Source organism: Blastococcus sp. TF02-09 (assembly GCF_003319105.1).
Classification (GTDB): domain Bacteria; phylum Actinomycetota; class Actinomycetes; order Mycobacteriales; family Geodermatophilaceae; genus Blastococcus.
In genome coordinates, this window is sequence record NZ_QOHH01000002.1 from 171884 (window position 1) to 192008 (window position 20125).

The window sequence follows — 20125 nt, forward strand, 5'->3', positions numbered from 1 at the left end:
CCGCGACCCTATAAGGACCGCTCAGGGAGCGGAGCGCCACCGGGTGACGGCGGCAGCGAACGCGGCGGAGATGCCCGCCTGCGCGGCGATCGCCACGCCCGTGGCGATCGGCGGTGCCCCCACGGAGGCGAGGGCGCCGTCGCCGAGCGACCCGCCGGCCGCCCACACGAGGAGGCCGCAGACCACGCCCAGCAGGACGCCGGCGAGCACGCCGGCCAGCCCGGCGACGACCGAGCCGCCGTCGTCGGCCGCGAAGCGGCGGGCCAGCGCCCGGCCCGCCACCAGCCCGGCCAGCACGGGCACGGCCTGGGAGGCGAACGCGAGCAGCGGCACGGCCTGGGTGTCGGGGAGCGCGGCGAACAGCGGGAGCGCGGGCACCGGGCCCAGCGTCACGCCGTGCACGGAGACGAGGGTGCCGCTGCCCACCGAGAAGCCCGGTCCGGCGGCCAGGCCGAGGACGGCGCCGACGGCGTTGGGCAGGAGCAGCGCGCAGAGCCCGAGCAGGCCCAGCGCCCCCGCCCCCGCTCCCCCCAGCCGGCCGGACACCGCGGCGTACCCGTCGGCGTCGGCGGCCAGCGCGACCGCGACGACGGCCAGGCAGAGGGCCAGCGCGGTGAGCAGGCCGGCGAGGACACCCCGCAGCACCGGGCGGGTCTGGGGAGGCAGCCGGTCGAGCGCGGTGTCGACGAGGCCGGACTCCCGGCCGACTCCCCAGCCGGCCGCGGCGACCGCCAGGAGCGCGCTGCCCAGCAGCGCACGCGGCAAGCCCACCGCGGCCCCCGGGCCGTCGGCCACGAGCGCCAGCACGGCGGTGAGGACGACGTGCGCACCGGTCAGGACGCCGGCAGCCCACAGCGCGGCCCGGGGCCCGGTGGTGCCGGCGGCGCGGACGACGACGCGGCCCGTACCGGCCAGGCCCCACGCGATGCCGAGGGTGAGCAGCAACGGGGCGACGGCGACGGGGCCGGAGGCCAGCGTGAGGTCCGCGCCCTGGGCGAGCAGCCAGAGCCGGGCCGCCAGCAGCACCGAGCCGCCGATCCCGGGGCCACCGGCCGGATCGAGGGCGGAGACCACCCCGACGGCCAGGGCGAGGACCGCGAGCCCGGCCACCGACACCGCCGCAGCCGCGGCGGGCGCCGTCCACCCCACCGGGAAGGACCCGACCCCGCCTCCGCCGTCCCGACCCGCGCGGGGCAGGCGTGCGAGGAGGGAGACCACGTGCCCCACTCTGCCAAGGCCGCGCCGCCCGTGGTCGGCGCACGCGCCCGGCGAGCCCGACAAAGCGACGAGGGCCGGCGGCATCGAGCCGCCGACCCTCGTCGATCCGTGCTGCGGAACCGGTCAGGCCGGTCCCGGTGGCCCCGGTGACGGGGGCGGTGGGGGCGGCGGCGGGCCACCGGCCTTCCGGGCCCGCAGCTCGGGCAGGGCCCGCAGCACGGCGAGGACCGCCGCGGCCAGCACGGTGAGGAGAGCGAGGAAGGCGACGATGCTGAACCCGGCCTCCTCGGAGGGGCCGTTGCTCAGTGCGAGCTGGTCGATCCAGGTGAACAGGAAAAGCACGGCGGCCAACACAGTGAGCCCCGCGGTGACGACGGTGCGCGGCGCCGGCACCCGCACCGTGGCGAACGCCGGGAGCAGCACCCACACCGCGGCGGCCAGCAGCAGCAACCAGGCGAGGATCGCCGGCCAGGTCGCGTAACCGATCTCGAAGGTGAAGTCCCCGAAGCCGACGGCGTCGCTGAACCCGTTGGTGGACGCGTCGACGTCCTCGAGGCCCTCGTCGTCGAAGCCGTACCAGGGCAGCAGGAGGAAGAGGGTGAACAGCAGCGCCGAGCCCGCCACCAGGCGCTCGAGGAGGCCGACCTTCGAGAAGTCGACCGAGGTCCTCGAGCCGCCGGGGGCGCCGTGGCCTGGAGGGGCGTACCCGCCCTGCGGGGGCTGGCCCCACGGCGGCGGGGGCTGCTGCCCCCACGGCTGCTGCGGCGGGGGCTGCTGGCCCCACGGCTGCGGCGGCGGGGGCTGCTGGCCCCACGGCTGCTGCGGCTGGCCGTACGGCGGCTGCGGCGGGCCGTACGGCGGCTGCTGGGGTGGCTGCTGGCCGGGCCCCGGCTGCCCGGGTCCGCCCGGAGGCGGCGGGGGCTGACTGGTCATCGCGAGCCATTCTTCGGTGGTTCGTGGCAGGACCGGGACACGGGGCGGCCCAGGGGGGATCGTGGTCGCCCGCCGCGGAGCGGCGCAAGGCACCCGGGCGTGGCGGCCGTCTCCGGTACCGACCCCCGGACGCAGCACTGCCCGGCGTCCGCGGGTGCGGACACCGGGCAGTGCGGTGCGGTGCTGGTGGTCCGGCGTCAGCCGCCGATGATCTCGCGCATGAGCGTCGCGGTCTCCGACGGGGTCTTGCCCACGCGGACGCCGGCGGCCTCGAGGGCCTCCTTCTTGGCCTGCGCGGTGCCGGCCGAGCCCGAGACGATGGCGCCGGCGTGGCCCATGGTCTTGCCCTCGGGGGCGGTGAAGCCCGCGACGTAGCCGACGACGGGCTTGGTGACGTTGGCCTTGACGAAGTCGGCGGCCCGCTCCTCGGCGTCGCCACCGATCTCACCGATCATCACGATGGCCTCGGTCTCCGGGTCGTCCTGGAAGGCCTGGAGGCAGTCGATGTGGGTGGTACCGATGACCGGGTCGCCACCGATGCCGACGGCGGTGGAGAAACCGATGTCCCGGAGCTCGTACATCATCTGGTAGGTCAGCGTGCCCGACTTCGACACCAGACCGATCTTGCCCTGCTTGGTGATGTTGGCCGGGATGATGCCGGCGTTGCTGCGCCCAGGGCTGATCAGACCGGGGCAGTTCGGGCCGATGATGCGCGTCGCGCCACCCTGGGCGTGGGCCCAGACGTAGGTGGAGTCGTGCACCGGGATGCCCTCGGTGATGATCACCGCGAGCCCGATCTGGGCGTCGACGGCCTCGATCGCGGCGGCCTTGGCGAACGGCGGCGGCACGAAGATGACGCTGACGTCGGCGCCGGTCTCCTTCATCGCGTCGGCGACGCTGCCGAACACCGGCACGCTGGTGCCGTCGAAGTCGACGTTCTGACCGGCCTTGCGGGGGTTCACGCCACCGACGATCGCGGTGCCGGAGGCCAGCATGCGCGAGGTGTGCTTCATGCCCTCGGAGCCGGTCATGCCCTGGACGATGACCTTGCTGTTCTCGTTGAGGAAGATCGACATCTCTACAGGTCCTGTTCGCTAGGGCTTCAGGCGGCGGCGAGCTCGGCGGCCCGGCGCGCGGCGCCGTCCATCGTGTCGACCACGGTCACGAGCGGGTGGTTGGCGTCGGCCAGGATGCGCCGGCCCTCCTCGACGTTGTTGCCGTCGAGGCGGACCACCAGCGGCTTGGTGGCCTGGTCACCCAGCTGCTGCAGGGCGGCGACGATGCCGTTGGCAACGGCGTCGCAGGCGGTGATGCCACCGAAGACGTTGACGAAGACGCTCTTCACGGCCGGGTCGCTGAGGATGATCCCCAGGCCGTTGGCCATGACCTCGGCGGAGGCGCCACCACCGATGTCGAGGAAGTTGGCCGGGCGGACCCCGCCGAATTCCTCGCCCGCGTAGGCGACGACGTCCAGGGTGCTCATGACCAGGCCGGCACCGTTGCCGATGATCCCGACCTCGCCCTCGAGCTTGACGTAGTTGAGGTCCTTCTCCTTGGCCGCGGCCTCGAGCGGGTCAGCGGCGGCGGCGTCCTCGAGCGCCTCGTGGGCGGGCTGCCGGAAGCCGGCGTTCTCGTCCAGGGTGATCTTGGCGTCGAGGGCCAGCACGGTGCCGTCGGGCGCCTTGGCCAGCGGGTTGACCTCGACCAGGGTGGCGTCCTCCTTGGAGAACGCGTCCCACAGCTGCACGGCGATGGCGATGACCTGGTCGCGCACCTCGGGGGCGAACCCGGCGGCGTCCACGATCTCGGCGGCCTTGGCGGCGTCCACGCCGACGGTGGCGTCGACGGGGATGCGGGCCAGCGCCTCGGGGCGCTCGACGGCGAGCTGCTCGATCTCCATGCCGCCCTCGACGCTGGCCATGGCCAGGAAGGTGCGGTTGGACCGGTCGAGCAGGTAGGAGAAGTAGTACTCCTCGGCGATGTCGCTGGCCTGGGCCACCATCACGCGGTGCGTGATGTGCCCCTTGATGTCCAGCCCGAGGATGTCCTGGGCGCGCGCCTTGGCGTCCTCGGGGTTGTCGGCGAGCTTGACGCCACCGGCCTTGCCGCGGCCGCCCACCTTCACCTGCGCCTTGACGACGACGGTCTGCCCGATCTCGCGGGCGATCGCCTCCGCCTGCTCGGGCGTCTCGGCGACGCCGCCGGGGAGCACGGGGACGCCGTGCGAGGCCAACAGGTCACGGGCCTGGTACTCGAAGAGATCCACGAACAGGCACCGTAGACCGCCCGTAACCTGCCCGCGCCCTCGGGCGTTGGAGAGACGGGCCCGGCGTGGGGTGCATCACAGGCGATCTCACCCGTTCGCAGGGGGAACGTGCCGGCCCGCCGCGTGTCGCCCACCGAAGGAGCCCCGCCGTGCGCCGAGCCACGACCGTCCTGCTGTCCTCCGTGCTGGCCGCGGGAGGCCTGGTCACCCTGGCGCCCCCGGCGGCTGCGACGCAGCCCACCGTGCGCGACCTGACGATCACGGTGACCGGCCTGGGGCCGGAGAAGCGCACGTGCGAGATCGACGCCGACCTCTACCTCCCCGCCGGTGCGAGCAAGCACCGGCCGGTCCCCGCGCTGCTCACCACCAACGGCTTCGGCGGCACCAAGGAGGATCAGGCCGACTACGCGCTGGGGTTCGGCGAGCACGGGTACGCCGCCCTGGCCTACACCGGCCTCGGGTTCGTCGACGGCGACACCTGCCCGATCACCCTGGACGACGTCGAGCACGACGGCGCGGCCGCCAGCCAGCTCCTCCGCTTCCTGGGCGGCGACCCCGCCATCTCCGCCGTGGACGACGCGACCGGGAAGCGGGTGCGGGTCGACCAGGTCGTCCGCGAGGACGCCCGCACCGGCGTCCGGCACGACCCGCAGGTCGGGATGATCGGCGGCTCCTACGGCGGGCAGATCCAGTTCGCGACGGCGGGGTTCGAGAACAAGGCACGCACCAACCGGCTGGACGCGATCGTCCCGCAGATCACCTGGAACGACCTCTCCTACTCCCTCGCCCCCGAGAACGGCAGCCTCCCCGGCGGCACCGCGCGCAGCGGCTCGGTGAGCGCGTCGGGCACCGGCGTCTTCAAGTACCAGTGGGCGGCGCTGTTCACCACGCTCGGGGTGGCCAACGGCGTCCAGGACTACCAGGCCCTGCTCGCCGACCCGGCGCAGTTCGAGGCCTTCTTCACCGCCGCGTCCCTGTCGAGGAACTGCGCGAACTTCGAGCCGGAGGTGTGCACCGCGCTCGGTGAGGTCGCCACGGTCGGCTACCCGAGCCAGGCGTCCATCCGGTACCTGCGGTCGAACTCGGTGGCCAGCTACATGAGGAACGTGCGGGTGCCCACGCTGCTCGGGCAGGGCCAGGCGGACACGCTGTTCAACCTGCAGGAGTCGGTGGCGACCTACACCGCGCTCAAGCGGCAGGGCACGCCGGTCTCGCTCATGTGGCAGTCGTGGGGCCACAGCAGCTCCACCCCGCAGCCGGGTGAGCTCGACGAGCGGCACCCCGCCCGGTCGCTGCAGGGCGCCGCGGCGCTGGCCTGGTTCGACCACTACGTGCGCGACCGCGGGCCGACGCCGCCGCAGGGCTTCGCCTACTACCGCGACTGGGTCCACGAGGCGACCGGCGACATCACCCGGGCCTACGCGGTGGCGCCGTCCTACCCGGTCGGCACCGAGCGGACCTACCACCTGTCCAGCACCGGCCCGGACGGCGGCGCCCTCGTCCCCTCGCCCCGGCAGGTGGCCCGGGGCACGAGCGCCTACAGCAGCGTCGCGCCGATCGGCCCGAACTACACCGAGACGTCGGCCCTGGACCAGACCGGGGCGGTCACCGACCCGCCCGGGACGTCGATCCGGTTCAGCACCGAGCCGCTCGCCGCACCGCTGGACGTCGTCGGGTCGCCCCGGCTCACCGTGCAGCTGACCGCCCCGGCCGTGGCCCTCAGCCAGCAGGCCGGGCCGGCCGGGCAGCTGGTCGCCTACGCCAAGGTCTACGACGTCGGACCGGAGGGCGCGGTCGAGCTGCCGCACCGGCTGATCTCACCGGTACGCGTCACCGACGTCACCCGGCCCGTGACCATCGAGCTCCCCGGGATCGTGCACCGGTTCGAGCAGGGGCACCGCCTGGCGGTCGTCCTCGCCGGTGGCGACCTCGCCTACCGCGGCTCGACCGCTCCCCAGCAGGTCGCCCTGACGACCGGACCGGGTGTCGTGCAGCAGCTGAGCGTCCCCGTCGTCAGCCGCTGAGACCCGCGCGCACCCAGCCGGCGACGTCGCCCGGGTCGGTGTCGCGCGGGAACACCCGGGCGACGCCGGGCGGGGTGCCGTCGGCGACGGCGAACGGCAGCACGTCGTCGACGCCCCGCCCGGTCAGCGCGGCGGCGAGCCCGGCCAGCGGCGCCGGGTCGCCGTCCCGGGGCAGCACGACACCGACGGCGTCGGCGTCCTCCTGCACGACGGTGGCGGCCAGCCGGCCGGGCGCGTGCGGCCGGTCGGTGTAGACGACCTCCATGCCGGCGTCACGCAGGGCGCGGGCGAGGACCTCGGCGGTGCGGTCGCCCTCCCCGCGGCCGGGGCCGGCCACGACCACCCGGATGCGTTCGTCCACGCGGCGACCCTAGGAGGACCGGCGGAGCCGCCAGGCGAGCAGGGTGAGGACGGCGAAGCCGAGGCCGGCCAGCAGCAGCCCGACGCCGGGCAGCGTCCAGTCCAGCTCGTCGGAGGAGACGGCGTCGCGCAGGCCGGAGAAGCCGGCGGCGAGCACCGTCACGGCGATCGCCAGCAGCCCGCCGACGGCGGCCAGGCGCGGGCGCAGGGACGGCGCGGTCACCGAGCACAGCACCAGCGCACCGGCCAGCAGCAACCCGCCCAGCAGCGCCAGACCCGGCCGTTCGAGCAGCGCCTGCGGGCCCTCGCGGGTCACCACGACCTGCAGCCCGGTGGCCGGATCGAGAACCAGGTCGTCGCGCACGTCGGCGGCCGGCAGGGCCAGGCAGAGCACCGTCCCCACGCCCAGCAGCACCGTGGCGCCGGCCAGCAGCCCGCGGACCGGGTCGAGCGTGCCCCGGTCGTCCATCACCGTGCGACCCCAGGCGCCCACCGCGACGCAGCCGGCGAGCACCGTCAGCGACAGGGCGACCACCCCCGCGACCCAGCCGACGCCGATGTGCAGGTCGCTGGTCAGCACCGGGCGTCCGCCGAGCACCTCGACGGCGGGGCGGTCGGTGGAGCTCCGGCCGCGGTAGAGCTCGATGAGCAGGTTGCCGAGCGCCAGCGCGCCGGCGACCGCCGCGTAGGCCAGGCCGAACTTGGGGACGGCGCCGCGCACGAGCAGCACCCCCACCGCACCACCGGCCAGCGGGACGAGCAGCGTGGCGAGGACGCCGAGCGCGCTGCCGCCCAGGACCAGGTCCTGCCCGTCCACCTCGAGGTAGGTCGGGAAGGCCGACAGCAGGCCGGCCAGGGCGGCGAGCAGGAGCAATGCCCCGGCGACGCGTGCGCCGGCCGGGACGGTCCCGATGACCAGTCCCTCGCCGGCAGCGGGCCGCTGGTCCACCGCACGCGCCCGGCCACGAGGGCCCGGCGGGGTCGCGGTGCGCGGTGTCCGGGAGCGGGCGGACCCGGGTCGGGCGTCGCGGGCAGGCACGCAGTTCCCCTTCGCATCGGTCACGATCCGGCCACGATCGGCCGGCCCATCGGGGACGTCGGTGTGACGGGCGCCACACGGGAGCGTTACCGTCGGGTGAACGGGGCACCGAGGGGTGCACCCCCACCGGCACGGCCGAACCCAGCGCCACCGGCGGAACACACGGGGAAGAGAAACCGCCATGCGACCCACGAGCGCTCCGGGCTACGACCCAGCGTCGCACACGACCGCCGCTCCGGACGCCGCGGCACGAGGTGCCCTCCGCGACCTGTGCCGCCCGTCGACGCTGACCGGCGGCCTCACCGAGCTGGCCTGGGTGGGTGCCCACGTTCTGATGTACCCGCTGGGCACCTGGACCGAGCGGCTGCAGCCCGACGTGCTGCACCGCCCGGACCGGAGCTCTGCCGTCCGGGCACTGTTCGCCGCCGACCCGCTGGCGGCCCGGACCCCCGTCCTGCTGGTCCACGGCCTGGTCGACAACCGCTCGATCTTCGCCGTGATGCGCCGCAGCCTGCGCCGCCGCGGCTTCGCCTCGGTGTGCTCGTGGAACTACAGCCCCCTGCTGCGCGACGTCGCGAAGGCCGCGGACGACCTCGGCGCGCACATCGAGCGCATCTGCGCCCAGACGGGGCACGACCGCGTGCACGTGGTCGGGCACAGTCTCGGGGGGCTCATCGCCCGCTACTACGTCCAGCGCCAGGGCGGTGACCGGCGGGTCGACGCCCTGGTGACGCTGGGGACGCCGCACGGGGGGTCGGTGCTCGCACACCTCCTGCCCACGCCGCTGGTGCGCCAGCTCCGGCCGGGCTCGCCGGTGCTCACGGAGCTCGCCGAGCCCGTCGACCGGTGCGACACCCGCATCACCGCGATCTACAGCGACCTCGACCAGATGGTGCTGCCGACGTCGGCCGGCCGCTGCGACCACCCCGACCTCGGCGCGCGGAACGTCCTCGTGCGGGGCGTGGGGCACATGTCGCTGCCCATCGACCGGGGCGTGCTCGACGACGTGGCACTGACCCTGGCCGGCGCCGGCACGCACGCCGGGCAGCGCCCGCCGGTCCGCGCCGTCGCCTGACCCGGGCGGCCCGTCGGAGGCCGTTCCGTTACCTGAGGCACACCGCACGACACAGACCGTGATGTGCTTGGAGAGGCCCTCACACCTCGTTACGGTTCGGTCACGGCGCCGGTATCCACCGGCGGCGCCGCCGCTCCCCCGACGGGTCGCACCGAGCCCTCGCGGAGCACTGCCCCGGGAAGGTGCGCCGTGTCCTCCACCGTTGCGCCCACGCTCCTCGAGCGGCCGGGTCCCGAGGACGGCGCCACCGGCCGCATCGAGCTCGGTCGCGGCACCCCCGCGATCCCCGTCCCGCGCCCGTCGACCACCGCGCTCATGCGCGCCGCCGCAGCAGCCGATGCCGAGGCCGCCGCCGAGGCCGCCGCGGCGCAGACCACCGTGGCCGACGAGACCGCCGTCGCTGACGGGCCCGCCACCGACGCGTCCTCGGCCCCCCGCCGTCGACTCCCCCGGTTCGGCGGGCGCCGGCCCGCCGCCGCACAGCCCGCGCCGGCCACGCGCCGCCGGCTCCCACACCCGCCCGGCCGGCGCGCCCCGCTGTGGTTCGCGGCCCTCGTCGCCGGGGCCCTGCTCGCCGGCGCCCCCGCGATCGTCGGGAGCGACACCGAGCGCGTCGACGTCACCGCGTCAGACCTCGGGCTCGGCACCGGCCTGGATCACGGCTTCAGCGGCGGGATCGAGGACGCCGACGTGCGCCGCGGCATCACCGAGGCCGAGGCCCAGGCCCGCCTCGGCGAGCTGGCCGCCTCCCGCGCCGCCCGCCAGCCCAAGACGGTGCTGCCCGTCAGGGGCCAGCTCACCACCTGCTTCTGCCAGCGCTGGGGCACCATGCACTGGGGCCTGGACCTCGCCGCGCCGCTCGGCACGCCGATCCTGGCCGCCTCCGACGGCGTCGTCCTCCGGGCCGGCAGCGCGTCGGGCTACGGCAACGCGCTCTACATCCAGGACGCCGACGGCGACGTCCACATCTACGGCCACATGCGGTACTACAACGTCTCCGCGGGCGACATCGTGCACGCCGGCGACCAGATCGCCAAGGTCGGCAACGAAGGCCAGTCCACCGGCCCGCACCTGCACTACGAGATCCACCGCGGTGGCATGTACGGGCGGCCCATCGACCCCCAGGACTGGCTCGGCGAGCGCGGCGTGGGTGTCTAAGGCCTGAGGAGCGGGGCCCGGAGGGTTCCCGACGAAGGTCTTGGAGCCGCCCTGCGAGGTGCCGCGAGGAGTGGGGCCCGGAGGGTCCCCGACGAACGGCAGGGTGGGCTCAGCGCAACGGGGGGACGGCTCGTGGCCGCGGTGTCCGCCGGAGGCGGACAAGTGTCAGAGCTTCACAAGCGGGGCGTAGCGCAGGACGAGGCGCTTGGTGCCGCCGGAGCCGAAGTCCACGGTGGCCTGCGCCTTCTCGCCCGCCCCGGTCACCTCGACCACGGTGCCCAGACCGAACGCGTCGTGGCTGACCCGGTCGCCGACGTCCACCGAGATGACCTGGCGGTTGCCGGCGCCGCCGCGGAGGCCGCCGGTGGACAGGCCGGTCGCGGCCACGCGCGTCTGCGCCGACCGGTACCCCGTGGACGGCGCAGGCGTCGGGTCGAGGCGCTCCCAGTGGATGGTCTCGGCCGGGATCTCGTCGAGGAACCGTGACGGCGGGTTGTAGGCCGGCTGCCCCCAGCTGGTCCGCACCGTGGCCCGGGAGATGAACAGCCGCTGCTGGGCCCGGGTGATGCCGACGTAGGCCAGCCGGCGCTCCTCCTCCAGCTCGCGCGGGTCGCCCAGGGCGCGCAGGTGCGGGAAGACGCCGTCCTCCATGCCGGTCAGGAACACCACCGGGAACTCCAGACCCTTGGCGGTGTGCAGCGTCATCATCGTGACCACGCCGGCGTCGTCACCGGTCACCGGGATCTGGTCGGCGTCGGCCACCAGCGACACCTGCTCGAGGAAGTCCGTGACCGTGCCGCCCGGGTTCGCCGCCTCGAACTCCGCGGCTACCGAGATGAGCTCGTTGAGGTTGTCGACCCGACCCTCGTCCTGCGGATCGGTGCTGGCCTGCAGCTCCGCGAGGTAGCCGGTGCGGTCGAGGATGCTCTCCAGCAGCGCGGCCGGGCCCGAACCGGTCTCGACCAGCTGCTCGAACTCCTCGAGCAGGGCCACGAACTCCTGGATCGCCTTGAGCGAGCGGGTGGCGAGCTCCCCCACCTCGGAGCAGCGGCGCAGCGCCGAGGCGAAGGCGATCCGCTCGCGGTCGGCGAAGTTCTCGATGCAGGCCTCGGCCCGCTCACCGATGCCGCGCTTGGGGGTGTTGATCACCCGCCGGAGGCTGACGACGTCGGCCGGGTTCGCGACGACCTTGAGGTAGGCCAGCGCGTCGCGGACCTCCTTGCGCTCGTAGAAGCGCACTCCACCGACGACCTTGTACGGCATGCCGACCCGGATGAAAACCTCTTCGAAAACACGGGAGGCGTTGTTGGTCCGGTAGAAGACGGCGATGTCCTTGGGCTGGGCCACACCGTCGTCGACCAGCTTGTCGATCTGCTCGGCGACCCAGGCGGCCTCGTCGTGCTCGTTGTCGGCGACGTAGCCCTCGATCAGCTCGCCGTCGCCGGAGTCGGTCCACAGGTTCTTGGGCCGCCGGCCGGTGTTCCTGGCGATGACGGTGTTCGCAGCCTTGAGGATGCGCTGGGTCGAGCGGTAGTTCTGCTCCAGCAGGATCGTGGTCGCCTGCGGGTAGTCGCGTTCGAACTCGTCGATGTTGCGGATCGTCGCGCCGCGGAAGGCGTAGATGGACTGGTCGGCGTCGCCCACGACGCACAGCTCGGCCATGGGCACCGGGCCCTCACCGGTGCCCACCAGCTCGCGGACCAGCATGTACTGGGCGTGGTTGGTGTCCTGGTACTCGTCGACCAGCACGTGGCGGAACCGGCGGCGGTAGTGCTCCGCGACGTCGGGGAACGCCTGCAGCAGGTGGACGGTGTTCATGATCAGGTCGTCGAAGTCCATGGCGTGCGCCTGGCGCAGCCGCTGCTGGTACAGCGTGTAGGCCTCGGCGAGCACCTTCTCCGGCGCCGTCCCCGGGACGTAGCTCTCCTCGTCGATCAGCTCGTTCTTGAGGTTCGACACCTGCGCTGCGAGGCTGCGCCCCGGGTACCGCTTCGCGTCCAGGTCCAGGTCACGGGCCACCATCGTCATGAGCCGGACCGAGTCGCCCTGGTCGTAGATGGTGAACGAGGACTTCAGGCCGAGCTTGGCGGCCTCGGCCCGCAGGATGCGCACGCACATCGAGTGGAACGTCGACACCCACATCGCCCGCGCCCGGGGGCCGACGAGCTGGGCCACCCGCTCCTTCATCTCGCCGGCTGCCTTGTTGGTGAAGGTGATCGCCAGGATCTCGCCGGGCGACGCGTGCCGGGAGCCGAGCAGGTAGGCGATGCGGTGCGCCAGGACGCGGGTCTTGCCCGAACCGGCGCCGGCCACGATGAGCAGCGGCCCGCCCTCGTGGACGACGGCCTGGCGCTGCGGGCCGTTGAGCCCGGCGAGCATGCGGTCCAGCTCCCGGCCCAGGGACCCCGGCGCGGAGCGCTGGAGTGCGGCGGTACCGGGGAGGGCCTGCTGGACGCTGCTCATGACTACATCACTGTAAGCCGATCGGGGGACAGAAATTCCGCGCCGTCCACGACTCCGCGGGGCCCGCGCGCGGTGCTGGCCGCGTCCCCGGCGGCTGTGGCAGACTGCCCCCGTGCTCGCCAGCCTCAGCTTTTACTACGGCTACCGGGATCCGGTCGCCGTCACCGCAGGCTGAGCACAGCCGCACCAGACGCCCCGGGCCCGAAGAGCCCCGGGGCGTTCTTCGTTTCCGGGGCAGGACGGGCTCCCTCCCCCGAAGGACATCCCATGAGCACCACCGCCACAACCGCCGTCACCGGCTCCGAGATCGACCGGATCGGCGCCCTCCGCGAGGAGATCGACGCCTGCGACGCCGCCATCATCGAGCTGGTGCAGCGCCGGCTGGCCGTCTCGCAGGAGATCGGCGCGGTTCGCCGCGCCAGCGGCGGCACCCGGCTGAACCTCGCGCGCGAGCAGCAGGTGCTCGCCCGGTTCCAGGACGCGCTCGGCCCCGACGGCGCCGCGCTCGGGATGATGCTGCTGCGCCAGGGCCGCGGCCGCCTCTGAGCCCCCGGCGGGCGGCCGGGCTCAGCCGGCCACCTGCACGCTGTCCCCCGTCGAGACCGCCGGACCGGCGAGGGTGTTGCCGCCGTAGCGCAGCCGCCAGGTACCCGTGGCCTCGGCCGGCACCGTCGTGCGGACCCAGCCCCTCGCGTCCGTCGCGACGGCCTTGACCCGGGTCCAGGCGCCGGTCGCCGTCCGGAACTCCACCGCCACGGCCCGCCCGACGTAGGGGACGTAGCGGCCGTTGCTCCAGTCCACGACCAGCAGCCGGCCGGTGACCGTCATCGCCGAGCCCCGCTGCGCCGGCTCCGGGGCGGCGTTGAACGACCCGTCCTGCCACGTGGTGCGGCGGAGCAGCGAGAACGAGGCCGGCAGGTCACGGGAGCTCGCCATGAAGTAGTCGTCGTAGGCGTCGACAGCCACGTCGTGGACGCCCGCCTCGGCGTTGGACCGGGGACCGAACGTCTGCTCCGCCGATCCCTTGTAGACGTAGAAGACGTCGGACTCCGCCTTCCAGTAGCCCAGGGTGCACCCGGACGTCGACACGGCGAAGGTCCTGGTGATCGGCGTCAGGCCGACGACCACGGAGCGCGGGCTGACGCCGTCGATGACGCACGGCACGTCGGCCCGCGCGGCGGGCGCACCCACGACGCCGAGGGCCACGGACAGGCCGAGGACGGCGAGCAGGGGCGTGAGACGGGACCTCATCGGGCTCCTCCGCGTGGTACCGGGGTGGCGGCGGACGCTAGGGCCTCGCCGGCCGGCACCGTCGGATCCGACGGTGAGCCTGTGCTGGACGCGCCCGGAGTGACGGATGAGGCATCACCCGACGGCTGCTCAGAGCCAGGCGCGCCAGACCTGCGAGTCCTCGTCGCCCAGCGCCGCCGCCTCGAGCACGTCGCCCGGGCAGAGCTCCTGCACCTGCTCCCCCAGGGCGTGCGCGAGCCCGAGGGCGGCGTCCAGGTCGTCGGCGTCGCACTCCGTGGAGGCGCGCAGCACCGCACGGTCCGGCTCCCGCCAGACGCGGAGCTCCTCGTCCCCCCGGCGCAGCCCGGCCGCGACCGCGTCGACGGTGGCGTCGTCCACCGCGGTGGCGGCCCGCAGCGCGACGTAGACGGTGAAGGTGGGCACGGGCCGAGTCTGCCCGGTGCGCTCGGCCGGCCGGCAGGCACCGGGTGAGCAGGGTCGATGTGAAGGACCGGTCCGCGCCACTCGTGCTCCCCCAGTCACAGACACCCCACCGGGAGCGCCGGGGTCCCCGGGCGGACCGCTCGGTCCGCTTACCGTTGCGTCGTGACCAGATTGCGGAACGTGGCTGTCGTGCTCGCCGGTGGGACCGGGACGCGGGTGGGACTCTCCATCCCCAAGCAGCTGATCAAGATCGCCGGCAAGCCGATCATCGAGCACACGATCGGCACACTGCAGGCCTCGCCGCAGATCGACGAGATCATCGTGCTGATGACGCCCGGTCACCTGGACGCCGTCCACGCCTTCCTCCGGCCCGGCGGGTACCCGAAGGTCACCCGGGTGCTCGAGGGAGCCGACACCCGCAACGCGACGACGCAGCGCGCACTCGACGCCCTGGGCGACGAGGAGTGCAACGTCCTGTTCCACGACGCCGTCCGGCCGCTGCTCAGCCAGCGCGTGATCGCCGACTGCGTCGACGCCCTCGAGCAGTACGAGGCGGTGGACACCGCGATCCCCTCGGCCGACACGATCATCCAGGTCGACGAGTCGGGCCGGACCATCGACGACGTCCTCAAGCGCGGGCTGCTCCGCCGCGGCCAGACCCCGCAGGGCTTCCGCCTGTCGGTGATCCGCCGGGCCTACGCCCAGGCGGCCCAGGACGCGTCGTTCGAGGCGACCGACGACTGCACCGTGGTGCTCCGCTACGCCCCCGACGTCCCGATCGCCGTCGTGCGCGGCGAAGAGCGCAACATGAAGATCACCGAGCCGATCGACGTCTACATCGCCGACAAGCTCTTCCAGCTGGACAGCCACGAGGCGCCGCGCCCCCGCTACGACTCGGAGTACCGGGCGGCCCTCGCCGGCAAGACCGTCGTCGTCTTCGGCGGCTCCTACGGGATCGGCGCCGACATCGCCCGCATGGCCGAGTCCTACGGCGCGATCACCAAGGTGTTCAGCCGCTCGGCCACCAACACCCACGTCGAGCGGCGCGCGGACATCGTCGCCGCCTGCGAGCAGGTGCTGGCCGCCACCGGCCGCATCGACTACGTGGTGAACACCGCGGGCATCCTGCACCGCGGCGAGCTGGCCGAGACCAGCGAGGAGACCGTCTACTCGGCCACCGAGGTCAACTACCTCGCGCCGATCCACATCTCGCAGGTGTTCCAGCCGCACTTGAAGAAGACCAACGGCTCGCTGCTGCTGTTCACCTCGAGCTCCTACACCCGCGGTCGCAGCGGCTACAGCCTCTACTCCTCGGCCAAGGCCGCCGTGGTCAACCTGACCCAGGCGCTGGCCGACGAGTGGGCTGCCGACGGCGTGCGGATCAACTGCATCAACCCCGAGCGGACCGCCACGCCCATGCGGACCAAGGCGTTCGGCCAGGAGCCCGAGGGCAGCCTGCTGACGTCGGAGGCGGTCGCGGAGACCTCGCTCGACGTCCTCATCAGCTCCTTCACCGGTCACATCGTCGACGTCCGCCGCGAGGACGCGCTGTCCTCCCACGTCGCCGCGTCGGTGTCCGCCGAGCTGGTGCCGGACGACGCCGCAGCGGACCACCTGCCGGGCGTCGACCAGAGCCAGTGACCAGCGCGCCGGTCGTCGGCGTCGTCGTCCTGACGCAGGGCCGCCGCCCGGCCGAGCTGGACCGGGCGGTGCGCTCGGCACTCGCCCAGCGCAACGTCGTCGTCGACGTGGTGGTCGTCGGCAACGGCTGGCAGCCCACCGGGCTGCCGGACGGTGTCCGCGCCGTCGGACTGGCCGAGAACCTGGGCATCCCCGCGGGACGCAACGCCGGGGTGCCGCACGTCGCCGGCGACCTGCTGCTCTTCCTGGACGACGACGCGACGCTCGTCGACCCGTCCTTCCTCGCCCGCGCCGTGCACCTCTTCGACGCCCGCCCCGACCTCGGGCTGCTCCAGCCGCGGGTGGACGGGCCGGGCGGGGTCCCCGGGCCGCGGCGCTGGACCCCGCGCATGCGGGTCGGCGAACGGGAACGCAGCAGCGCGGTGTTCTCCGTGTGGGAGGGGGCCGTGGTCGTCCGCCGCGCCGTCCTCGAGCGCACCGGCGGCTGGCCGGACCCGTTCTTCTACGCGCACGAGGGCATCGAGCTGGCGTGGCGCGTCTGGGACGCGGGAGCCGTCGTCCACTACGCCGGTGACCTCGCGGTCGAGCACCCGTTGACCGCCTTCACCCGCCACCGCGACTTCTACCGGCTCAACGCCCGCAACCGCGTCTGGCTGGCCAAGCGGAACCTGCCCTGGGTGCTCGGCGTCCCGTACGTGCTCGTCTGGACGGCGCTGCAGGTGGCGCGGTCGGTGCGCACCCCCGCGACCCTGGTGCCGTGGTTCCGCGGCTGGGCCGAGGGCTGGCGCACCGACGCCGGCCCCCGCCGGACCCTGCGCTGGGGCACGATCGCCCGCATGACCCGGCATGGGCGGCCGCCGGTCGTCTGACAGGTAGCGTGCTTCCCGGCCGATCCGAGGAGCCTCCGAGTGCCGTTCCCCTTCTCCGCAGTTCCCGCGCGCGTGCGCTCGAGCGGCGGTCGCCTGGTGCGCCGGCTCGGGCTCCTGCCCGGTGGCGAGCCCGACGGCCTCGGCGAGGACGCCACGCTCACCGGGGCCGCGCTGGACGGACGCGTCGTCGCGTTCTTCCCGGAGCCCCCGCGCAACGCCTACCAGCTGGGCCAGTGGCTGCCCCAGCTCGAGGTGCTCTCCCAGCGGCACGGCGTGACGGTCGTGACGCAGGACAGCCGGACCACCGCGTGGTTGCGCCGTCGAACCGCCCTCCCGGTGCTGTGCGTGGGCCGGACGGCGACGCTCGACGGTCTCCTGCAGCGCAGCGACGTCGCCCTCGCGGTCTACGTCAGCCACCACCCGAGGAACTTCCAGATGCTGCGTCACCCCTCGGCCGCCCACGTCTACCTCGGCCACGGGGAGAGCGACAAGGCGGTCTCGGCCTCCAACCAGCTCAAGGCCTACGACCGGGCGTTCGTGGCCGGCCCCGCGGCGGAGCAGCGCATCCTCGACGAGCTGATGTGGTTCGACCGCGGCCGGCTCGTCCGCATCGGCCGTCCGCAGGCGGCCGCGTCGTCCCCGCGGCCGGTGCCCGCCGTCCCGACCGTCCTCTACGCGCCGACGTGGGAGGGGGCCCAGCCCTCGATGGCGTACAGCTCCGTGGCCACCCACGGCCGGGCGCTGATCGCTTCGCTGCTCGCCGGAGGGCTCCGGGTCGTCTACCGCCCGCACCCGCGCACCGGCGCCAACCGGCGCGACGTCGCCGCTGCCGACGCCGGACTGCGGCGGTTGCTGGGCACCGCGGAGGCCGTGGGCACGGGCAGCACCGTCGATCTCGACCGGCCGCTGCAGGACGCCTTCGCCGACGCCGACCTGCTGCTCACGGACGTCTCGTCGCTGGCCGTCGAGTGGCTCCCGACCGGCCGCCCGCTGGTGGTGACCGTGCCGGCCGACCCGGCCGCCGTCGTCACCCCCTCGCCGCTGCTCGACGCGGTCCCGCGCCTGGCCGCGGCCGACGCCGAGCGCGCCGCCGAGCTGGTGCGCCGGCAGCTGGCCGACGACGCACAGCGGTCCGCCCGCGCGGCACTGGTCGACCACTACCTGGGAGGCGGCGACCCGGACGCGGCGCTGGCCCGTTTCCTCGACGCGTGCGACGACGTCATCGCCGCCCGGGACGCCGTCCGGGTCGCCCCGTGACCGTCGACCGCCCGGCCCGGCCGACCATCGCCGAGCTGCGGGAGATCACCCAGCCCCCGGCGATCCGCGGCCGGCGGACCGCCGAGCACTGGACCGGCGACCTGTACATGCGCCGGATCTCCCCGTACCTGACCCGGCTGCTGCTGCGGGCGGGCCTGACCGCGAACGCCGTGACCGCGCTGATGATCGTGACCGGGGCGGCGTCCGGCGTCGCCCTGCTCGTCCCGGGCCTGGGCGGCGCGCTCCTGGCGGTGCTGCTCACCCAGCTGCAGATGCTGTGGGACGCCAGCGACGGCGAGGTCGCCCGCTGGCGCGGCACGTCCAGCCCGCTGGGGATCTTCCTCGACCGGGTGGGCCACTACCTGGCGGAGAGCCTCATCCCGATCGCGCTCGGCGTCCGGGCCGCGGGCGGGCTCGACGATCTGGCCGAGGGCTACGGGTGGACGACCCTGGGCGCCCTGCTGGCCGTCGTCATCGTGCTGAACAAGTCGCTCAACGACATGGTGCACGTGTCCCGCGCCGCGGCGGGGCTCGCGAAGGCGGCCGACGACGAGGCGACCACGACCCCGCGTTCGGGCGCCCTGGCCCGGTTGCGGCGCCTGGCCCGGTTCGTGCCGTTCCACCGGCTCTACCACTCCATCGAGCTGAGCCTGCTCGTCCTCGCGGCGGCAGTTGTCGACGTGATCACCGGCGACCTCACCGGCACCCGGGTGCTGCTGGCCGTCCTGCTCCCGGCGGCGCTGCTGGCGGTGGCCGGCCACTTCCTCGCCATCGTCACGTCGTCGCGGCTGCGACCCTGACGCCGCCTACGAGCAGGAGGGGTCGATCTCGCCCCAGCCCTCGGGGCTGAGGGCGATCGGAGCACCCCGGCCGGTCGCCTCGCAGCTGTCGCGGTAGTCCGTCACCTCGTCGGTCCAGGACGGGCCCGACATCCTGAAGTCGCTGGCCGGGAACGCCAGCACGACGTTGACCGCCAGCGCGGCGAGCGCCACGCGGCCCAGCACCGTCGGGATCGACGGGCCGGCAAGGGCCAGGGCCGAGATCAGGAACATCCCGGTCACCGCCGCGTACCGGGTGGTCGGCTGACCGGACATGATCGAGATGGCGGAGTAGAGCAGGGCGCCGGTGAGCACCGCACCGATCGCCAGGGTCCGGTGCGTGCGCGCCTCGTACACGGCCAGCAGCAGCGCGCCGGCGAAGACGGCGCCCATGAGCATCGACACGTCGAGGACGCCGAACCGGCCGAGCTCGAACGCCGCCACGTTGGGGCCGGCCGCCGCGGTCAGGGCGATGTCGAACAGGTTCCCGGGCAACTGGGGGGTGCGCGAGGCCGGGTTGTCGGCCGAGGCGCCGCCGAACGCGATGAGCGCGACCTGGACCGCCAGCCCCGCGAGCAGACCTCGGACCGCCGGTGACCGGAGAACCCCGGCCCGGTGTGCCACCCACGCCACGGGCAGCAGGAAGACGGTCAGGGGTGTGGTGAGGCCCGCGAGCACGGTGACCGCCGCGGGGAGCCACCGCCGGCCGGACGTGTCGATCACCAACCAGAACGCGGCGACGAGCAGCAGCCACTGCAGGTTCGCGAGCGACCCGGCCGAGCCCCGGAAGGCGGGCGCGAGCGCCAGCGACAGCGCGGGCAGCAGCGCCCAGGCCCACGAGCCGGTGACCCGGCGAGCAGCCACGAAGACCACGGCGGCCAGTGCGCCTGCCGCCAGCGCGGTCGCGAGGACGGCGTAGACCGCGAAGTGCTCGAGCGGGATCTGCGCGCCGATCAGGCCGAACGCCCGGGGCACCGTGTGCGCGTAGCCGGCGTAGGTGTACCCGAAGCTCTCCAGGCCGTAGCGCCGGGCGTCCCAGAGGAAGACGAAGCCGTCCTCGGCCCAGACGCGGTCCAGGCCCGGGCCGGCGACCACCAGGCGGAGCACGGTGAGCACGGCTGCGGCAGCGCCGACCAGGAGGGCGACGCCGATCCGGTCTCCCCGCGCGCGGAGCGGCGCCCCGGCCGCAGGCGGTGCTGCGGGCGTCCGTGCCGCGACCACCGTGTCGGTCCCGCGCTCCCCTGCGCTCCGGATTGCCATGTGCGTCCATTCCTCTCGGTCGGTCTGTTCTGGGACCGCCGATCACGCGCATCCCGCTCTTCCGAGCAAC

General features: G+C 74.2%; 18 protein-coding genes. 8 read left to right on the forward strand and 10 right to left on the reverse strand.

All coding sequences use genetic code 11. The features are described from left to right. Positions 1-21: 21 nt before the first annotated feature. The 4 genes from DQ239_RS03230 to sucC form a co-directional block, all read right to left on the reverse strand. On the reverse strand, positions 22-1218 hold the full coding sequence (locus DQ239_RS03230; protein WP_199582552.1) for a DUF6350 family protein: 1197 nt from the start codon (positions 1216-1218) through the stop codon (positions 22-24). Between the two features lie 123 nt (positions 1219-1341). Further along, the gene (locus DQ239_RS20535) at positions 1342-2151 is read right to left on the reverse strand and encodes a hypothetical protein (protein WP_199582554.1); all 810 of its coding nucleotides are present in this window, start codon (positions 2149-2151) and stop codon (positions 1342-1344) included. A gap of 197 nt (positions 2152-2348) precedes the next feature. Further along, complete coding sequence (gene sucD / locus DQ239_RS03240) at positions 2349-3227, reverse strand: succinate--CoA ligase subunit alpha (protein WP_113832833.1); 879 nt, start codon at positions 3225-3227, stop codon at positions 2349-2351. 26 nt (positions 3228-3253) lie between these two features. Beyond that, positions 3254-4417, reverse strand: coding sequence for an ADP-forming succinate--CoA ligase subunit beta (gene sucC, locus DQ239_RS03245; protein ID WP_113832834.1), 1164 nt, complete (start codon positions 4415-4417; stop codon positions 3254-3256). Between the two features lie 149 nt (positions 4418-4566). Here sucC and DQ239_RS03250 point away from each other — a divergent pair, with 149 nt between their 5' ends. After that, positions 4567-6441, forward strand: a complete 1875-nt coding sequence (locus tag DQ239_RS03250) for a CocE/NonD family hydrolase (protein WP_158544777.1) — start codon at positions 4567-4569, stop codon at positions 6439-6441. On the opposite strand, the gene DQ239_RS03255 is transcribed toward DQ239_RS03250, so the two are convergent. After that, the gene (locus DQ239_RS03255; protein WP_113832836.1) at positions 6431-6802 is read right to left on the reverse strand and encodes a methylmalonyl-CoA mutase; all 372 of its coding nucleotides are present in this window, start codon (positions 6800-6802) and stop codon (positions 6431-6433) included. The two genes, DQ239_RS03250 and DQ239_RS03255, sit on opposite strands and share 11 nt — an antisense overlap. Positions 6803-6811: 9 nt before the next feature. Next, on the reverse strand, positions 6812-7750 hold the full coding sequence (locus DQ239_RS03260; protein ID WP_233488695.1) for a hypothetical protein: 939 nt from the start codon (positions 7748-7750) through the stop codon (positions 6812-6814). Between the two features lie 271 nt (positions 7751-8021). Here DQ239_RS03260 and DQ239_RS03265 point away from each other — a divergent pair, with 271 nt between their 5' ends. Both DQ239_RS03265 and DQ239_RS03270 read left to right on the forward strand, forming a co-directional pair. Then, positions 8022-8915: an alpha/beta fold hydrolase gene (locus DQ239_RS03265; protein WP_113832837.1), complete on the forward strand. Its 894-nt coding sequence runs from the start codon at positions 8022-8024 to the stop codon at positions 8913-8915. Between the two features lie 189 nt (positions 8916-9104). Next, positions 9105-10073 carry a M23 family metallopeptidase gene (locus DQ239_RS03270; RefSeq protein ID WP_233488696.1) on the forward strand — a complete coding sequence of 323 codons (969 nt, stop codon included), beginning with the start codon at positions 9105-9107 and terminating at the stop codon, positions 10071-10073. Between the two features lie 165 nt (positions 10074-10238). Here the strand turns inward: DQ239_RS03270 and pcrA are convergent, their stop codons facing one another. Continuing rightward, positions 10239-12536: a DNA helicase PcrA gene (gene pcrA, locus DQ239_RS03275; RefSeq protein ID WP_113832838.1), complete on the reverse strand. Its 2298-nt coding sequence runs from the start codon at positions 12534-12536 to the stop codon at positions 10239-10241. A 267-nt stretch (positions 12537-12803) separates the two neighbouring features. Between pcrA and DQ239_RS03280 the strand changes: the two genes are divergently transcribed. Next, a complete protein-coding gene (locus DQ239_RS03280) occupies positions 12804-13082 on the forward strand; it encodes a chorismate mutase (RefSeq protein ID WP_113832839.1) in 279 nt (92 codons plus the stop codon). A gap of 21 nt (positions 13083-13103) precedes the next feature. Here the strand turns inward: DQ239_RS03280 and DQ239_RS03285 are convergent, their stop codons facing one another. Further along, a complete protein-coding gene (locus tag DQ239_RS03285; protein WP_113832840.1) occupies positions 13104-13787 on the reverse strand; it encodes a hypothetical protein in 684 nt (227 codons plus the stop codon). 129 nt (positions 13788-13916) lie between these two features. After that, positions 13917-14210, reverse strand: coding sequence for a hypothetical protein (locus DQ239_RS20080; RefSeq protein WP_147251984.1), 294 nt, complete (start codon positions 14208-14210; stop codon positions 13917-13919). Positions 14211-14372: 162 nt separating this feature from the next. Between DQ239_RS20080 and DQ239_RS03295 the strand changes: the two genes are divergently transcribed. From DQ239_RS03295 to DQ239_RS03310, 4 genes are read left to right on the forward strand one after another with little or no spacing between them, the layout of a single operon-like run. Continuing rightward, positions 14373-15851 carry a bifunctional cytidylyltransferase/SDR family oxidoreductase gene (locus tag DQ239_RS03295; protein ID WP_113832842.1) on the forward strand — a complete coding sequence of 493 codons (1479 nt, stop codon included), beginning with the start codon at positions 14373-14375 and terminating at the stop codon, positions 15849-15851. After that, positions 15848-16720 carry a glycosyltransferase gene (locus tag DQ239_RS03300; protein ID WP_113832843.1) on the forward strand — a complete coding sequence of 291 codons (873 nt, stop codon included), beginning with the start codon at positions 15848-15850 and terminating at the stop codon, positions 16718-16720. The genes DQ239_RS03295 and DQ239_RS03300 overlap by 4 nt, the downstream gene beginning before the upstream one ends. Positions 16721-16759: 39 nt before the next feature. Continuing rightward, positions 16760-17977, forward strand: coding sequence for a CDP-glycerol glycerophosphotransferase family protein (locus tag DQ239_RS03305; protein ID WP_113832844.1), 1218 nt, complete (start codon positions 16760-16762; stop codon positions 17975-17977). After that, positions 17974-18777, forward strand: a complete 804-nt coding sequence (locus DQ239_RS03310; RefSeq protein ID WP_113832845.1) for a CDP-alcohol phosphatidyltransferase family protein — start codon at positions 17974-17976, stop codon at positions 18775-18777. The genes DQ239_RS03305 and DQ239_RS03310 overlap by 4 nt, the downstream gene beginning before the upstream one ends. A gap of 6 nt (positions 18778-18783) precedes the next feature. Here the strand turns inward: DQ239_RS03310 and DQ239_RS03315 are convergent, their stop codons facing one another. Beyond that, complete coding sequence (locus tag DQ239_RS03315; protein ID WP_147251986.1) at positions 18784-20055, reverse strand: hypothetical protein; 1272 nt, start codon at positions 20053-20055, stop codon at positions 18784-18786. Positions 20056-20125: the final 70 nt, after the last annotated feature.